Raw genomic sequence first — 15,454 nt, 5'->3', positions numbered from 1 at the left:
GCCGCAGTAAGACTCGACGGCGCTAGCGCCGATCGCCATCTCCGGAGCCCGAGACGGGGTTTCGTCGCACAGTAGCGGCCGCAGCCCATTTCACCTCGCTGTCGGGAGTACCCGCAGTTCTCCGAACGTGTAGCTCACCCTGCCATGGAGATCCACGGAGGCTGTGCGTCGAGCCACGCCCGGAGGTCGTCACCGAGTGCCGCTATCAGGTTAGTCGCGTAATGGTCTCTGTCCCAAGATAGATAGATCGGGACCTCGATCGGGTGTCCGTCGACGACGAGAGGAAAGGCACGAACACCGAACCGCGGCGGGTCGGTCACCAGAGCCAGTCCCCGACCGTTGGCCGCGAGCGCCTGTGCCACCGTCGGGGAGTTGACCGATCGCGCAGATTCCAGCTTGATGCCGTGCCGCGCACTCGCACTGCGTACCGCGAGTTCGACTCCGCTACCGTGGCCCGGGACGAGAACGTCGGACCCACTGACCGCGGCGAGTTCCACCAGGCCTGCCTCGTCGAAGAGTTCCGCCTCCTGCGGCGCGCACTGAACCAGTACCGGCGAGACCGACACCGTACGGCACTCACGATGGTCGGGTGGACGGTGCGTACCGACGGCAAGGTCGGCGTCTTCGTCGAGAGTGCGATCCACGTCGTATGGTCGCACCGTTCTGAGGTCGATGATTGGCGCGCCGGTCTCGGCGATGAACGGGGCCAGCAGGAAGTGTGCCGTCGTCTCCTGGGTCACCGCGGTCAATTGCGGCTCGTCTCGGTACATCGCCCGCATGACTGTCTCGGCGTGCCGGGCTCTGTGGAGGATGTCCGCACTCAGCTCGTACAGCTTCCGTCCGGCCGGTGTCAGCACCATTCCGGTCGGCGCGCGGTGGAAGAGCTTGACGCCGAGCCTGGTCTCCAGCCCGGCGATCTGCTTCGAGATCGCGGGTTGACTCACGACGCACTCGGCGGCGGCAGAGCTCACCGACTGCAGCCGAGCAACCGACTCGAAGTAGGTGAGCGAACGGAAGTCCATATAACTGATAGTTATGCAGGCTTGAGAAACTGTCAATAGACGAATGGCGGAACCGGTGCCAGGATCAAACGCACGCGATGTGCATCACAGCGACTGGCCCTCCCGACAGACGGGCCCATGAACAAAGCCCCGGCGCTTGGTTTCGCTCGCCCTGGACCGATCGATCGCCGCTGAAACCACCCGTGCGTCACGCTTGATACAGGAAAGAAGATCACGATGCCACTGCAACTTCCCGCTGGTAAGAAGATTGCCGTCAACATCGGCGCAGATTTCGACGCCCACAGCTGCTGGATGGGCACGTTCGGTCTGACGAGCCCCGGCGTGTTGTCGCGCGGTGACTTCGACGCCGAAGTGGGCGTGCCCCGCCTCCTCGACGCCCTCCGTCGATACGAGGTTCTGGGCAACTTCTTCACACCCGGCCACACTATGGAAACCTTCCCCGAGGTCTTCCAATCGGTTCTCGATGCCGGTCACGAGATATCTGCGCACGGATGTTGGCATGAGCCGATCATGAAACTCGAACCTGCACAGGAACGAGATCTGTTCGAGAAGGCGTTGGCTCAGCACGAGAAGTACGTCGGATTCGTCCCTCGTGGATACCGGTCGCCGGCTTGGGACTTCACGGACACCACTCTGTCGCTGATCGAGGAGTACGGACTCGATTGGGATTCATCCCTGATGGGGCGCGACCTCGAGCCCTATCACCCGCGTCCGACTGAGGTCCGGTACGAGGAGGGGAACCGACGCGGGGAGCCGAGTCCAATTCTCGAGTTCCCGGTTTCCTGGTATCTCGACGACTTCCCCGCGGTCGAACACATCCCAGGCGTCAATGCCGGTATGCAGTCGCCGGAAGTGATCTACCAGCGGTGGAAAGACCATTTCGACTTCGCCTACCAGCGGGTTCCGAATGGTTTGGTCACCATCACGGTGCATCCGCAGAGCATTGGACGGCCCCACAACCTGATGATGTTCGAGCGGTTGTTGGACTACATGACCTCATTCGACGACGTGTTGTTCACGAACTTGAGCACCCTCTATGACCTCTGGTCCGAGGACGAGACAGCGCCCACCTCGGCTTCTGCCTCGAGCCAGCAGTTGTAGCGGCCGTCATCACTCCCTCGCTTACCGAAAAGAAGAGAATCATGAAGCAATCATGGCGCCGACGCGTGCTCATTTCCTTGGTAGCACTCGCTGCTATTGCCCTCACCGCCTGTTCCACGGGGGCTCCGAGTTCCACCGGGATCAACGCCGGCCCCGGCGAGCCCCAACCTCTCGAGGACCTGAAGATCGGCGTCTTCATTCCGGCAACCAGCAACGCCTACCTGCAGGCGGAGAAGACCGGTGCTGAGGAGACCGCGAAGAAGGCCGGAATCGATCTGACGGTGGTCGCCAGCGATTGGGACCCTCAGCGGCAGAACGACGCCATGATGCTGGCCATGCAGCGCAAGACCTATGACGCCTGGATCGTCAACCCGATCTCTCCTCGCGAGCAGTGCAGTCAAATCAAAGATGCTGCTGCCCAAGGCATCAAGGTTCTGGTCGTGGTCACGGCTATCTGCGGTGACGACGGATATACCGACGGCACTCTCGGTTTCATCGGTGAGCAGAATGCAGCTGGCTATCGTGGCTGGTGGAAGCACATTTTCGAGAACACCGATGCCGGGAAGCTCGCAGCGATTACCGGCCCGGACCTGGACTTTGTCACCATGGCGACACAGTCGGCGTTGGAATCGGTGCAACCGGAGTACCCCGACCACACCATCGCCTCGTTCCAGAAGACCGATTACTTGACGGAAGAGGCGTTCGCTGTCACCCAGACCACCTTGCGGTCGAATCCCGACCTCAAGGCCGTCGCCTCCAACTACAGCGGGATGACGCGTGGAGTGGTCCAGGCTGTTCAAGAGTCCGGGAAATCGTCGAACGTCACGGTATTCGACAGCAATGGCGATTCATGGACGAAGTCGGCGATCGAGTCGGGAACGGTGAAAATGGCGCTCCCCGGCACTCCCTACACCGACATGAAGTTGGCCGTCGAGATGATGATGGCCTCGTGGCAAGGGCAAGAGGTCGCCAAGGTCACCAACCCCCTCGACCAGCTGCAGTTTGCCGGTGCTCCCTACATCACCAAGGACAACGTCGGCTCGTGGGTCCCGGAGTACTGATCGGCCTACGCATCAGAAAACCCTAGCTGCGTGATGAACTGAGGTAACAGATGATCGCCATCGAATGTATAGGCGTCACCAAATCTTTCGGCGGAACCACGGTCGTCGACCAAGTCGACGTCGAGGTCCGCGCGGGAACCGTGCACTCACTCGTCGGTGCCAACGGGGCCGGCAAATCCACCCTGCTCGGCATGATGAGTGGCCGGCTCTCCGCCACCGACGGCACCGTCAGCATCTTCGGAGAGCGGCTACACGGCGGAGACCCGAAGGAGTCGCGGCGGGCCGGGCTCTCGGCGGTGTATCAGGAACTCACCGTGCTTCCTGCGCTGACGACCGTCGCGAACGTCTTCCTCGGCCAGGAGATGGGCCGACACGGTCTGCTTCGCGAAAAGGACATGGTTGCCGCGTTCCTCGAACTCAGCCGCGACCTGGGCCTGGAGTTCGACCCCAAAATGAACGCGGGCGAGCTGAGTGTGGCTGCCGCCCAGATGCTCGAGATCATGCGCGCCGTGTACGCGTCCTCCCGTGTGATCTTGTTCGACGAACCCACGGCGGCATTGTCGGAACGCGAACGCAGGGTGTTTCTGGACCTCGTGCGCAAGCTGAAGGCCCGAGGGACGACCATCGTGCTGGTCACCCATAACCTGTCCGAGGTCCTCGAGGTGAGCGACGATATCACCGTCATGCGGAGCGGCCGAAAAGTCGCATTCGGTCCCGCAAACGAGTGGACGAAGGCATCACTGGTTCGGGAGATGACCGGAGAGACCGCCGCACCGGAACCTCGCTCCCGGCAACGGGTGGAGTTCGGCCAGGAACTCCTGGCCGTCGAGCAACTCACCCTGCCCGGTGCGATCGAGGACGTGACGCTCCGCGTTCGAGCCGGTGAAGTTGTCGGTCTCGCCGGTCTGGTCGGGTCCGGTCGCAGCAGCATTCTGCGGTCGTTGGCCGGCGCCGAACCACACGCGAAGGGCCGACTCCGTGTTCGAGGTCAGGAACAGAAGCTTCCTCGGTCGGTTCGCCAGGCAATCCAAGCTTTCGGGATCGGACTCGTTCCGGAAGAACGCAAGACCGAAGGTCTGGTTCTGAACATGAGCGTCCCGGACAACGTGACACTCGCTGACCTGGCCAGCGTCACGACGCGCGGGTTGGTCAACGCATCCCGGCAGCTCGAGGTGGCCAAAATCAAACTCGAAGAGCTTACCCTCAGCAGGCCGGTCGGCAACTACCCCGTGAGCTGGCTATCAGGCGGAAACCAACAGAAGGTGGCGCTGGCGAAATGGCTCCACCGCGATCCGGACATCCTCCTCGTCGATGAACCCACCCGCGGAATCGACGTGGCAGCCAAGGTCGATGTGCTCTCCGCCCTGCGCGCATTGGCCAGTTCCGGAAAGGGCGTCATCGTCACCAGCGCAGAAATCGATGAGGTCCTCGACGTCAGCGACACGGTCCTCGTAGTCGCCGGCGGTCGCATCGTCGCAGAGTTCGACACACATCGACACGAACCCACCGTCAAAGACGTCCTCGATCTCGCTTTCGGAGTAAATCATGAGTTCTAGCACCACCACCACCCCGGTGACCACCCCTGCCAGCGCCCCCACCACCTCACGGTCGAGCCTCGTATCATCCAGCCGTCTGCTGGAGTTTGCGATGTTCGGGGTCCTCGCCCTGCTCATCGTCATCGCCACGATCATCTATCCGGCGTTTTTGACGCCGGGGAACATCGGCATCATCCTGACCCAGATCGCGCCTCTCGGCATAGTGGCGGTCGGGATGACCTTGGTGATCATCGCCGGTGGATTCGACCTGTCCGTCGGCGCCGTCTTCGCCTGCGCTGCCACGCTTTACACCGCAATAGCGGATCGCTGGACACCCGGTGGCGCGATGGTCGCTGCGCTCGGTTTGGCCACCGTTCTCGGTCTCGTCAACGGCCTGGTTGTCACCAAGTTGCGCGTCAACCCGTTCATCACCACATTGGGAACGTCGTCGCTGTACTCCGGTGGTGTGCTCTTCCTGACCAACGCCGGTTCGTTCAGCAATACCGGCGAATACTTCCAGGCGATCGGGCGTGGATCCATCGCCGGAATCCGAATCCCCGTGGTGCTGCTGATCCTCGCCTTCCTGGCGGGAACCATCATCCTCGACCGCACCAAGTTCGGGCGCGGAATCTTCGCGGTCGGTGGCAGCCGCGAAGCGGCCCGCCTCTCCGGAATCAGCGTCGACGTCGTACAGGGATCGACCTATGTCATCAGCGGCTTCCTCGCAGGGTTGGCGGGCGTGATCACCGCAGGGCAGGTCGGCGCCGGGCAAGGATCGATGGGCGCGACGATCGCGCTCGACGCCATCGCCATCGTCGTGATCGGTGGAACGTCCCTGAGGGGTGGCGAAGGCCGAATCTGGCGCACTGCAGTGGGTATGGCGATCATCGCGGTGCTGAACAATATCTTCATCAGCCTCGCCGTCGACAACAACATCCAGTTGGTCGCCAAGGGGCTGATCGTCATTCTCGCCGTCGCCGCCGATCAGCTCGTCCGTCGGTCGAAGCGATGACCTCAGACACCACGCTCGAATCCGAGAACCTTGTCGCGGACGGGCTGTTCGCTCCGGTCACCGTCACAGTGGACGAATCCGGGATCTCGCACATCGACGCTCAGTCCCCCGAGGACGTCTTCTTCGCGCAGGGTTACATCGCCGCTCGCGACCGCCTGTTCCAATTGGACTGGTGGCGCAGAAAAGGGCTCGGTCTCATCTCCGAGGTGCTCGGGCCGCACTATGTCGAGCGTGATCGGGCTGCTCGCCTGTTTCTGTATCGCGGCGACCAGGTAGCCGACTGGCAGTCGTACGCGCCCGATGCCCAATCGGCGGTCCGCCGTTTCGTCGCAGGCATCAATGCCTTCATCGCCGCGACCGAAGCGGAGGCGTCGTTACTTCCGCCGGAGTTCACCAAGCTGGGATACGCCCCGTCCCGGTGGGCACCCGAGGACGTCAGCCGGATCCGAAGTCATGGACTGTTCGGGAACCTCGAGCAGGAGGTCGCGCGCGCCCAAACCCTGCACAAGTTCGGACCACAGGTCGAGGACCTGCGGCGCCACCGCGAACCCGCTATCGCGGTGACAGTTCCCGAGGGTCTCGACCTGAGCCTGCTCGATGACGAGGTACTTCGCGTCTACCGCCTCGCGACCGGACCCGTGTCCACGACTCCCCTACCGGCGCAGGAACCCGACGGCAGCAACAACTGGGCCATCGCTGCGACCCGGACCGCAACCGGACGGCCGATCCTGGCCAGTGACCCGCACCGCGCCATCGGGCTGCCCTCGCTGCGCTATCTCGTGCACCTGCGCTGTCCCGAGTTCGACGTGATCGGAGCAGGAGAGCCCGCCCTGCCCGGGGTGTCCCTCGGACACAACGGTCACGTCGCGTTCGGACTGACCATCTTCCCGGTCGATCAAGAAGATCTGTACGTGTACGAGCTCCACCCCGACGATCCGTCGCTGTACCGATACCTCGACGAGTGGCGACGCATGGAGAGCGTCACCGAGAGCATTCCGGTGGCCGGCGCGCCCGATGCCGAAGTGACCCTCGCACACACCGTTCACGGACCGGTCATCCACGTCGACCACGGTCAGAAGGCAGCCTTCGCCGTGCGAGCGGCGTGGCTCGAGCCCGGAATGGCCCCGTATCTTGCCAGTTTGGCCTACCTACGAGCACGCAACGGCTCCGACTTCGCCGACGCGGTGGCGCGGTGGCGCGCACCCGGGGTCAATCACGTCTACGCCGACATCGACGGTTCGATCGGATGGAGCGCACGCGCACTGGTGCCCGTGCGGCCGAACTGGGATGGACTGCTTCCGGTACCAGGCGACGGGCGATTCGAGTGGGACGGGTTCCAGCCTGCGGACGCGCTACCCTCCGTGGTCGATCCGCCCCGCGGATGGGTTGCAAGCGCGAACGAGATGAACCTGCCCGGAACGGACGAATGGGATTCGATCCCCGTGTCCTACGAGTGGTATGCAAACTGCAGAGCCCAACGCATCGCCGAAGTCCTCAGCGATGACTCCAAAATGACCCTCGCGCGGTCGGCGGCGCTGCAGAACGACTATCTAAGCATCCCGGCGCGCGAAGTCTGTGCACTATTGACCAGAACACCATCCGAGGATCCCGACACCGATGAAGCGGTACGCCTACTCACCGAGTGGGACCACCGCATGTCCGCGACCTCGTCTGCAGCCGCACTGTTCGAGACCTGGTTCAGGGGTGAACTCCGCACCGAACTCTACGACCGATTTCTTCAGAACACGGTCGACGCCGTCCAGACAGCCGACGCGCTGGCGGCGACGCTGCCCGACGAAACCATGGCAGGCGACCCCGCTGTCGACCTGCTGTTGCTCCGGCATGAGCACGCACGCGATCCGGAACGACTACAGGCTGTGCTAGGCCGGACACTCGTGAATGCCTTCCGACGGTTGAAGGAAACGCTCGGCGAGGACCACTCGACCTGGACGTGGGGGCGGCTACACCGAACTGTATTCCGGCATCCTCTGCACTCGGTGGTGGACGACCCCTCGGACCCCTGGATGACACTCGGGCCCTATCCCAAGCACGGCAGCCCGGATACGGTCGGTGTCGCCTCCTACGACCCGCGGACAGGCTTTCAGACCGCGGGCGCAACATTTCGGATGGTCATCGACGTCGGCAACTGGGATGCCTCCATCGCGATCAATGCGCCCGGCCAGTCCGGGGACCCCCGCGACGGGGCATACCAGGACCTGATTGACGACTGGCTGACAGACGCCTACTTTCCGCTCCACTACTCCGCACACGCCATCGAGCAATGTGCGCGTAGTACATTCCACCTTCGACCAGGGAGCCCAACTTGACGGCACGCCTACAGGATCTCGTCTGCCTCATTTCCGGAGGCCACCAAGGTATCGGCGCTGCGATCGTCGAGGCATACCGCGCCGAAGGCGCGATTGTCGTCTCCGCGGATTGGAAGAACGACGACGCCATGGTCGACGATTGCTATTGGACCCGGCGACTCGACGTCACTCGTAAATCCGAGTGGCAATCGCTCACTAGCGAGATCACTGCATCATTCGGACGCATCGACATACTGGTCAATAACGCCGGAACCACCGGATGGGCGTCGATCCACGATGTCGACGACACCGAGTGGGATCGCATCATCAATGTGAATCAACGCGGCACGCACTACGGAATGGCATCTGTGGCCGAGGGCATGATCTCGCGCCGGCGCGGCTCCATCATCAACATTTCCTCGATCTTCGGCTCACGTGCTGTGGCAAACCTTGCTGCTTACCATGCCAGTAAGGCCGCCGTACTAGGGATGACCCGCAACGCAGCCATCACCTACGCCCCGCACGCCGTACGCGTCAACGCCATCCTCCCTGGGTGGATTGCAACACCAATGACCGCAGGTCAGGCCGACGAACTCAATCAAGAGTTCATAGGAAGAACACCCATGAATCGGGGCGGAACCCCAAACGAGATCGCCGCAGCCGCCGTCTTCCTCGGAGCCAACGAATCCTCCTTTGTCACAGGTGTCGAGCTGCCGGTCGATGGAGGTTATCTCGCGCTATGAACAAGAACTCAGCGAAAGGTCTCCGATGAACTTGAACCAGAAGGTGGTCATCATCACCGGTGCCGCCACCGGACAAGGCCTCGAAACCGCGCGGCTTCTGTCAGAGCGGGAAGCACGTGTCGTGCTGGCCGACATCGACCCCACAGTCACCGAGGTGGCGGAAGCCATCGGGCCGGAGGCGCTCGGTGTGGTGCATGACGTCACGGACGAGGAATCCTGGGAGAAGATTGTCGAGACCGCCCTGAGCCGATTTGGTGCTGTCAATGGTCTCGTGAACAACGCTGGGATTTACCGTCGATCTCCATTGTCAGAGCCTGCGTTGGAGGAAGAGCGCCTGCTGCACTCGGTCAATCAACTCGGCCCACTCCTCGGTGTACTGGCCGTGAGCAAGGTGATGACAAACGGCGGATCGATCATCAACGTGTCCTCCACTGCGGGATGCACCGGAGCGGTCGGCATCTCGTCCTACACGATGACGAAGTGGTCGGTACGAGGACTCACTCGCTCTGCCGCAGCAGAATTGGCCCCGAGAGACATCAGAGTCAACTGTGTGATACCCGGTCTCATTGACACGGCCATGGCCAAGCACAACGGAGAATCGGTCAACAATGAGATTGTCGCGTCCACCCTGCTGGGAAGGATGGGAAGGCCAGGTGAGGTCGCCACAGTCAATGCGTTCCTCCTCAGCGACGACGCCTCATACATCACCGGTACCGACATCGTGGTAGATGGCGGGCTCTTGGCGACGCACTAGTTACTTCGACCTGAAAAAGTCGGTGTGCGTCGGTGCGTGATCGGCCAATGCTGGAACGGAAGGATGACCTCAACCCCTTGGGCTAGAAGGGATCGAGGCCATCGTGTTCCGTACCGTAGGCGATCAACCGTCCTTGTTCGAGTCGGTGCTGCCGCAGGAGTTGCTCCGGCTCCCTGACGAGCTGGCTCGGATCGACGCGTTGCTGGATGTTCCGGCGTTCTTCGCACCATTCGTGCCGTACTTCGACCCGCGGATCGGCCGTCCGTCGACGCCGATGGAGACCTACCTGCGGCTGATGTTCCTCAAGTTCCGCTACCGACTCGGCTATGAGACCCTGTGCCGCGAGGTGAGCGACTCGATCACCTGGCGGCGGTTCTCCCCGGATCCCCTTGGACGGGTCGGTGCCACACCCGACCACATTGATGAAGCTGACCACCCGCTGTGGCCCGGCGGCGGTGGACGGGCTGAACGAGGCGCTGCTGGCCAAGGCCACCGAGGCCAAGGTGCTGCGCACCACCAAGTTGCGGGCCGACACGACGGTGGTGCCCAGCAACGTGTCCTACCCCACCGACTCCGGTTTGTTGGCCAAGGCAATCCGACGGATCGCGGCCACCGGCAAGCGGATCCAGGCCGCCGGTGGAGCGACTCGCACCCGGGTGCGGGACCGGTCTCGTGCGGCGGGCAAGCGTGCGCACTCGATCGGTTTCAAGCTGCGTTTGCGCAGCGACGCCGGTCCCGACGAGGCCCTGGCCGCGGTCCGGCACACAACCGGGGAGCTGGCCGACCTGGCCGAGACCGCCGCCACCGATGCCGAACGGCTGCTGGCCAACCCCAAACACGCGCTGCGCCGGGCACGCGCCAAGGCCACAGCCCGGAAGGCCCAGGGCGAGCACGACAGGGCCGCGGGCCGCCGGCGCGGACGCCTGGCCCGCGCCATCGACGACCCCTGGGGACCTGGTCACCGCCACCCGGCAGATCACCGCGCAGACCCGACAGCGGCTGGCCGGGCAGACACCGGACGGAGCTACCCGGCGGGTCAGCCTGCACGACCCCGACGCCCGGCCCATCGCCAAGGGACGGCTCGGTAAACCCGGGGCTTCCCCCTTGAGTGAGGACATCCTGGACACTGGGTCGTGAAGACCCAGAGGAAGAGATGTCACTGATGGTGATGAAGTCGTACTCGGCGGAATTCAAGGCCGATGCCGTCGCGTTGTACCTGTCCGATCCGAGCCACACGCTCGAAGGCATCGGCCGGGATCTGGGCGTCAGCCGCGAGACGCTGCGCAACTGGGTGCGCGCCGAACGCAAACGCACCGGCGCTCCCGCGGCCGAGCGCGGAGCCAAGGGGCCGTCACGATCGGCCGGCGAGGTATCGTCCGAGTCCGTGTTGGAGGAAGAGAACAGGCAGCTCAAGGCCCAGATCCGGAAGCTCGAAACCGAGCGGGAGATCCTGCGGAGGGCCGCGAAATATTTCGCCGGGGAGACGAGTTGGTGAGCAGCCACTTCCAATTCGTTGACGACCACTGCGACACCTTTCCGGTGAAGTGGCTGTGCCAGCTCCTCGAGGTCTCCCGCTCGGGCTTCTACCGGTGGCGGGCCGCCGCGCCGGCCCGGGCCGCCCGCGCCTCCGCCGACGAGGAGCTGGCCGAGCGGATCCGCGCCATCCACGACGACTCCGACGGCACCTACGGGGCACCGCGGGTGACCGCCGAGCTGCGCGATGCCGGGATCGAGGTCAATCACAAGCGAGTGGAACGGGTGATGCGCGTGAACGGGATCGTCGGCGTGCACCTGCGCAAACCGGTGCGCACCACCGTCCCCGACCCGGACGCGGCCCCGGTTCCGGACCTGATCCGGCGGGATTTCACCGCGAGCGCACCGAACACCAAATACGTCGGCGACATCACCTACTTGCCGGTGGGTGATGGTGAATTTCTGTATCTGGCGACGGTGTTGGACCTGGGTTCGAGACGGTTGGCGGGGTGGTCGATCGCCGACCACATGCGCACCGAGTTGGTCACCGACGCGCTGCGTGCGGCGGCCGCCTGTCGTGGCGCCGCCGGTCTCGATGGGGCAATTTTCCACTCCGACAACGGGGCTCAATATGCATCGGCTGAGTTCGCTGACCTCTGCCGCGAGTTGGGGGTGACGACATCGCGGGGTGCGGTCGGGACGTCGGCGGACAACGCCGCCGCCGAATCGCTGAACGCGACGTTGAAACGGGAGACGTTGCAGGGGCGGAAGCGCTGGAACAGCGCGGGTGAGGCGCGCGCTGCCGTCTTCCGCTGGATCACGCGATACAACACGAGAAGGAGGCATTCCACTCTCGGCCAAATCTGTCCGATCGAGTACGAGCAGCGATCGGCTAGGCTGGCCACCGCCGCATAGGAACTGGTGTCCACATCTCGGGGGGAACGCCCCCCGTCGAGTTCGGCCACAAGGCCCAGCTTGTCGAAGGCGACGACGGCGTGATCGTGGACCACAACGTCGAACGCGGCAACCCGGCCGACGCACCCCAACTGGCACCAGCTGTGGATCGGGTCCGCACACGCGCCGGCCGCCCACCCCGCACGGTCACCGCCGACCGCGGCTACGGCGAGAAAGCCGTCGAGGACGACCTCCGCGCCCTCGGCGTGCGCAACGTGGTGATTCCTCGCAAGGGCAAGCCCTCGGCTGATCGGCGAGCCGAGGAACACAGACCAGCGTTCCGGCGAACAATCAAGTGGCGCAACGGAGTCGAAGGCAGAATCAGCGCCCTCAAGCGCGGATACGGCTGGGACCGCACCCGCATCGACAGCACCGAAGGCGCCAAGATCTGGGTCGGCCACGGGGTCCTGGCGCACAACCTGGTCAAGATCAGCACCCTGGCAGCGTGAAAGGCGCCGATCGGGGGAGTCTGTGGCCAACCCAATCCCGACCGGCCGGGACGGCCGAATCATGCTCACCGAGGCACTTCGTTTTTCAGGTCGAAGTAGCTACGCAGCTGAGGGAACTTATCTGCAAGGTTTCACACCGTCACCTCCAAGTAGCCTCGTCGTGTGCCAGCGCTTCGCGACGGTCAGTGTGGACTGGTCGACGGCGACTTCGCCGGAAGACTCGTTCATACACGAAATGCATTCTTTCGCTGACTATTTAGTCCGACACGCGCACCGACGACAGCAAAGGATTCAAGAGTCTCCTAGACGGTGGGTGACCGAGAGGACGTTCGCATGGACCATAGGCATCGTGCCTAAGTCCACAACTACGCGCTCCGGCCACTCAGCATCAAGCGATGATCTACTCGCCGTGTCACACTACCCGCGTCGACTGAACCCTCGGTCAGTTGTCAGACGGCCCCTGAGTAGCACTCGCAAAGTCAAATTCGATCGGCAGGTACTCATGCGCCTGCACGACTCCAGTTGCCGTGTGCACCCTCTCACCTTGGGGGATCCGAACGTTGGTGATTCGATTGAACAGTTCCTGAAAACCGATCTCGATCTGGAGCCGGGCGAAATGCAGACCGATGCAGCGATGCGGACCGATACCGAACGCAGCGTGAGGATTACGCTGTCGCTCGAAATCCAACTCGGCTGGGTGCGCAAACTGCGACGCATCCCGGTTGGCCGACGCGTAGTGCACCGCCACCCGGTCACCCGGTCGCAGCGGGCACCCGTTCAGCTCGGTATCTTTGGTGACCGTGCGGGCCATGAAGGCGATCGGCGAATCAAGCCGGAGAAATTCGTCCAGGTCACGCTTGACCCATTCGGGATCGCGAACCCGCGCCTCGAGCGACGGATCGTCGGCTATGTGCTTGACGATACTGCCGAGGGCGGCCTTCGTCGTGTCGAGACCACCGGTGAACAGGATCATCGTCGCGCCGACCCGCTCCTGCATCGTCAGCGGCCGCCCTTGCACGGTGGCCCGAATGATGGCACTCAGGATGTCGTCCCGGTCGCCGCCGAATGTCATTCGTTCGTTGAGCAGTTCCTCGGCGAGCTCAGCTAATTCGAAGAACGCCTCATTCCGGCCGTAGCTGCTGATGTCGGCGGCGAGCTGAATCGCGCTCTGCAGCCGGGTCTCGTTGTCGTCGGCAAGGATCACCTTGGCGAGGTTGCCGGACGTGAAGGGCACCGCGAACTCGGTCATGAACTCGAACCGGCCGCGCGGGACGAGGTCGTCGAGCAAATTGCGAGCGTACCGGCGAATGCTCTCTTCGTAACGGGATAGGAATGATCGGGTCAGGTAGTGATTCAGTGCCTTCCGGTACTCGATGTGGTTCGGCGGATCCTCCGTCAGCGGCGGCATCGGGACCGGTACCCCGCGCAAGCCGGCCTCCACGGAGCTGAAGGTCTCAGCGTCCGTCAGAACGGCTCGTACGTCGTCGTAGCGGGTGACAATGTGATAGCCGTCATCTGCGTCGGTCTTGAGCACCGGGCACGCTGTGCGTGCGAAGTCGAGCACCTCCCACAGCCGTTCGCTGTGCTGCGGGTCAAACAGATCGAAGTTCGGTGCGAGCTGCTCGACCGGCATTGTTGTGACGCCGTGGACCCTAGTCATGACAAGCTCCGTGCAGTGGCGGTGATCGCGCTCTCGGGGCAGTTATCGAGAGCGAGTTCCGCCGCGTGCGCGTACTCGGGTCCCGGTTCCGAGACCAATACGATGCCGAGCCCGTCGTCGGTCATGTCGAACAGCTCAGGGCTGATCAGGCAGCACCGTCCGTGCCCCTGGCAGCGATTCGTGTCAATCGTCAACGTCATTTTCCACTCCTACGGCAGTCGGCACGTGCGTCGACATCTGCGTCTGGCGCCACTTATGCATGCATAATGTCATACAACGTGAGGTACGTCACGGGATTTGGCACACAGGCACAGATTTGGGTTGGTCCTACCAGTTCATCCTGCGTCGTTTCGTTCCTCAGCCAGCGGAGAAGGTGGATATCGTCGGTTCTCATGCCCGGCCGGAACGCACAGAGACAGAGGACCAGGATTCCCATTCTCAGGGGAGATCTCTCTCGAAGACAGTTAGCGTCGCCTCGTCGACTGGCCTGTTCGCCCCGACGATGTCACGTGAACCGCCCGCACTGATCAACGGGAGGGCGGTCCGTAGTCGAGTCAGGGCGTGGCCACGGTGCCGGATTGCCCAACTGACGAGAACCTCGCTGCGGCAAACATCCCGGACAAATACAGTCACCGTGGGATTGATCTGTGACCGTCGTTCTCGTATTGCCAGAACGCTGCCTGCCGACCTGTTCAAACTCAAGGTTCGGGCCTCGTCAGGGCGTCGTGCTGTGCGCCCAATCCGCGTCGAGGACCTTGGGGTCGGCGAGCGTGGAGGTGTCGCCGAGGTCGCGGCCCTCGGCGATGTCCTTGAGCAGACGCCGCATGATCTTGCCCGACCTCGTCTTGGGGAGTTCGGGGACGATCGTGATCTGGCGGGGCTTGGCGATCGGGCTGATCTCCCGGGACACTTCGGCCTTGAGTTCGGCGATGAGGGTGTCGCCGGTGTTTTCGACACCTTCGCGGAGGATGACGAACGCGACGATGCCCTGTCCGGTGGTTTCGTCGGCGGCGCCGACGACGGCGGCTTCGGCGACGCCGTGGTGGCCGACGAGGGCGGATTCAACCTCGGAGGTGGAGATGCGGTGCCCGGAGACGTTCATGACGTCGTCGACGCGGCCGAGGACCCACAGGGCGCCGTCCTCGTCGTACTTGGCGCCGTCGCCGGCGAAGTACCAGCCCTGCTCGGGGTAGCGGGACCAGTAGGTTTCGCGGTAGCGGTCCATGTCGCCCCAGATGCCGCGGAGCATCGCCGGCCACGGCTCGTCCAGCACCAGGTAGCCGGAGCCGCCGGCGCCGAGTTCGTTGGCATCGTCGTCGACGATCTTCGCGGAGATGCCGGGCAGCGGTGCCATCGCCGATCCGGGCTTGGTGGTGGTGATGCC

General features: G+C 63.5%; 12 protein-coding genes and 2 pseudogenes. 10 read left to right on the top strand and 4 right to left on the bottom strand.

Annotation, left to right across the window (positions count from 1 at the left end; translation table 11 throughout):
- Positions 1 to 134 precede the first annotated feature (134 nt).
- Entirely contained in the window at positions 135 to 1,022 is an 888-nt protein-coding gene (locus tag RJ1_RS37600; protein WP_073368376.1) for a LysR family transcriptional regulator, read from the bottom strand.
- A gap of 216 nt (positions 1,023 to 1,238) precedes the next feature.
- Between RJ1_RS37600 and RJ1_RS37595 the strand changes: the two genes are divergently transcribed.
- From RJ1_RS37595 to RJ1_RS37545, 10 genes and pseudogenes are all read left to right on the top strand, one after another.
- The gene (locus RJ1_RS37595; RefSeq protein ID WP_073368373.1) at positions 1,239 to 2,123 is read left to right on the top strand and encodes a polysaccharide deacetylase family protein; all 885 of its coding nucleotides are present in this window, start codon (positions 1,239 to 1,241) and stop codon (positions 2,121 to 2,123) included.
- 41 nt (positions 2,124 to 2,164) lie between these two features.
- Positions 2,165 to 3,184, top strand: coding sequence for a sugar ABC transporter substrate-binding protein (locus RJ1_RS37590; RefSeq protein ID WP_074872657.1), 1,020 nt, complete (start codon positions 2,165 to 2,167; stop codon positions 3,182 to 3,184).
- A 50-nt stretch (positions 3,185 to 3,234) separates the two neighbouring features.
- Entirely contained in the window at positions 3,235 to 4,740 is a 1,506-nt protein-coding gene (locus tag RJ1_RS37585; protein ID WP_073368367.1) for a sugar ABC transporter ATP-binding protein, read from the top strand.
- Complete coding sequence (locus RJ1_RS37580; protein ID WP_083400265.1) at positions 4,730 to 5,731, top strand: ABC transporter permease; 1,002 nt, start codon at positions 4,730 to 4,732, stop codon at positions 5,729 to 5,731. The genes RJ1_RS37585 and RJ1_RS37580 overlap by 11 nt, the downstream gene beginning before the upstream one ends.
- A complete protein-coding gene (locus RJ1_RS37575; protein ID WP_073368361.1) occupies positions 5,728 to 8,058 on the top strand; it encodes a penicillin acylase family protein in 2,331 nt (776 codons plus the stop codon). Before RJ1_RS37580 ends, RJ1_RS37575 begins: the two co-directional genes overlap by 4 nt.
- A complete protein-coding gene (locus RJ1_RS37570; RefSeq protein ID WP_073368359.1) occupies positions 8,055 to 8,780 on the top strand; it encodes an SDR family NAD(P)-dependent oxidoreductase in 726 nt (241 codons plus the stop codon). The genes RJ1_RS37575 and RJ1_RS37570 overlap by 4 nt, the downstream gene beginning before the upstream one ends.
- A complete protein-coding gene (locus RJ1_RS37565) occupies positions 8,758 to 9,534 on the top strand; it encodes an SDR family NAD(P)-dependent oxidoreductase (RefSeq protein WP_083400263.1) in 777 nt (258 codons plus the stop codon). The genes RJ1_RS37570 and RJ1_RS37565 overlap by 23 nt, the downstream gene beginning before the upstream one ends.
- Positions 9,535 to 9,637: 103 nt before the next feature.
- Positions 9,638 to 10,626 (top strand): annotated as a pseudogene (locus RJ1_RS37560) (transposase); the annotation flags it as partial.
- 70 nt (positions 10,627 to 10,696) lie between these two features.
- A protein-coding gene (locus RJ1_RS37550; protein ID WP_255284937.1) for an IS3 family transposase occupies positions 10,697 to 11,922 on the top strand; the annotation gives its coding sequence in 2 pieces (ribosomal slippage) (positions 10,697 to 11,009 and positions 11,009 to 11,922; 1,227 coding nt in all).
- Positions 11,923 to 11,954: 32 nt separating this feature from the next.
- Positions 11,955 to 12,410 (top strand): annotated as a pseudogene (locus tag RJ1_RS37545) (transposase); the annotation flags it as partial.
- 442 nt (positions 12,411 to 12,852) lie between these two features.
- Here RJ1_RS37545 and RJ1_RS37540 read toward each other — a convergent pair.
- The 3 genes from RJ1_RS37540 to RJ1_RS37530 all read right to left on the bottom strand — a co-directional run.
- The gene (locus RJ1_RS37540) at positions 12,853 to 14,070 is read right to left on the bottom strand and encodes a cytochrome P450 (RefSeq protein WP_083400262.1); all 1,218 of its coding nucleotides are present in this window, start codon (positions 14,068 to 14,070) and stop codon (positions 12,853 to 12,855) included.
- Complete coding sequence (locus RJ1_RS37535) at positions 14,067 to 14,270, bottom strand: ferredoxin (protein WP_073368346.1); 204 nt, start codon at positions 14,268 to 14,270, stop codon at positions 14,067 to 14,069. The genes RJ1_RS37540 and RJ1_RS37535 overlap by 4 nt, the downstream gene beginning before the upstream one ends.
- Before the next feature lie 515 nt (positions 14,271 to 14,785).
- The coding region (locus tag RJ1_RS37530; RefSeq protein ID WP_143169586.1) for an AMP-binding enzyme at positions 14,786 to 15,454 on the bottom strand (669 nt) is incomplete at its 5' end.

The sequence above is a fragment of the Rhodococcus jostii NBRC 16295 genome (assembly GCF_001894825.1).
Classification (GTDB): domain Bacteria; phylum Actinomycetota; class Actinomycetes; order Mycobacteriales; family Mycobacteriaceae; genus Rhodococcus_F; species Rhodococcus_F jostii.
Note: the sequence above shows the minus strand (reverse complement) of the source record. Positions and strands in the feature narration are given on the sequence as shown.

Coding starts and splice junctions, on each gene's coding strand:
- RJ1_RS37600 (WP_073368376.1), bottom strand. CDS start 1,022: ATGGACTTCCGTTCGCTCACCTACTTCGAGTCGGTTGCTCGGCTGCAG.
- RJ1_RS37595 (WP_073368373.1), top strand. CDS start 1,239: ATGCCACTGCAACTTCCCGCTGGTAAGAAGATTGCCGTCAACATCGGC.
- RJ1_RS37590 (WP_074872657.1), top strand. CDS start 2,165: ATGAAGCAATCATGGCGCCGACGCGTGCTCATTTCCTTGGTAGCACTC.
- RJ1_RS37585 (WP_073368367.1), top strand. CDS start 3,235: ATGATCGCCATCGAATGTATAGGCGTCACCAAATCTTTCGGCGGAACC.
- RJ1_RS37580 (WP_083400265.1), top strand. CDS start 4,730: ATGAGTTCTAGCACCACCACCACCCCGGTGACCACCCCTGCCAGCGCC.
- RJ1_RS37575 (WP_073368361.1), top strand. CDS start 5,728: ATGACCTCAGACACCACGCTCGAATCCGAGAACCTTGTCGCGGACGGG.
- RJ1_RS37565 (WP_083400263.1), top strand. CDS start 8,758: ATGGAGGTTATCTCGCGCTATGAACAAGAACTCAGCGAAAGGTCTCCG.
- RJ1_RS37540 (WP_083400262.1), bottom strand. CDS start 14,070: ATGACTAGGGTCCACGGCGTCACAACAATGCCGGTCGAGCAGCTCGCA.
- RJ1_RS37535 (WP_073368346.1), bottom strand. CDS start 14,270: ATGACGTTGACGATTGACACGAATCGCTGCCAGGGGCACGGACGGTGC.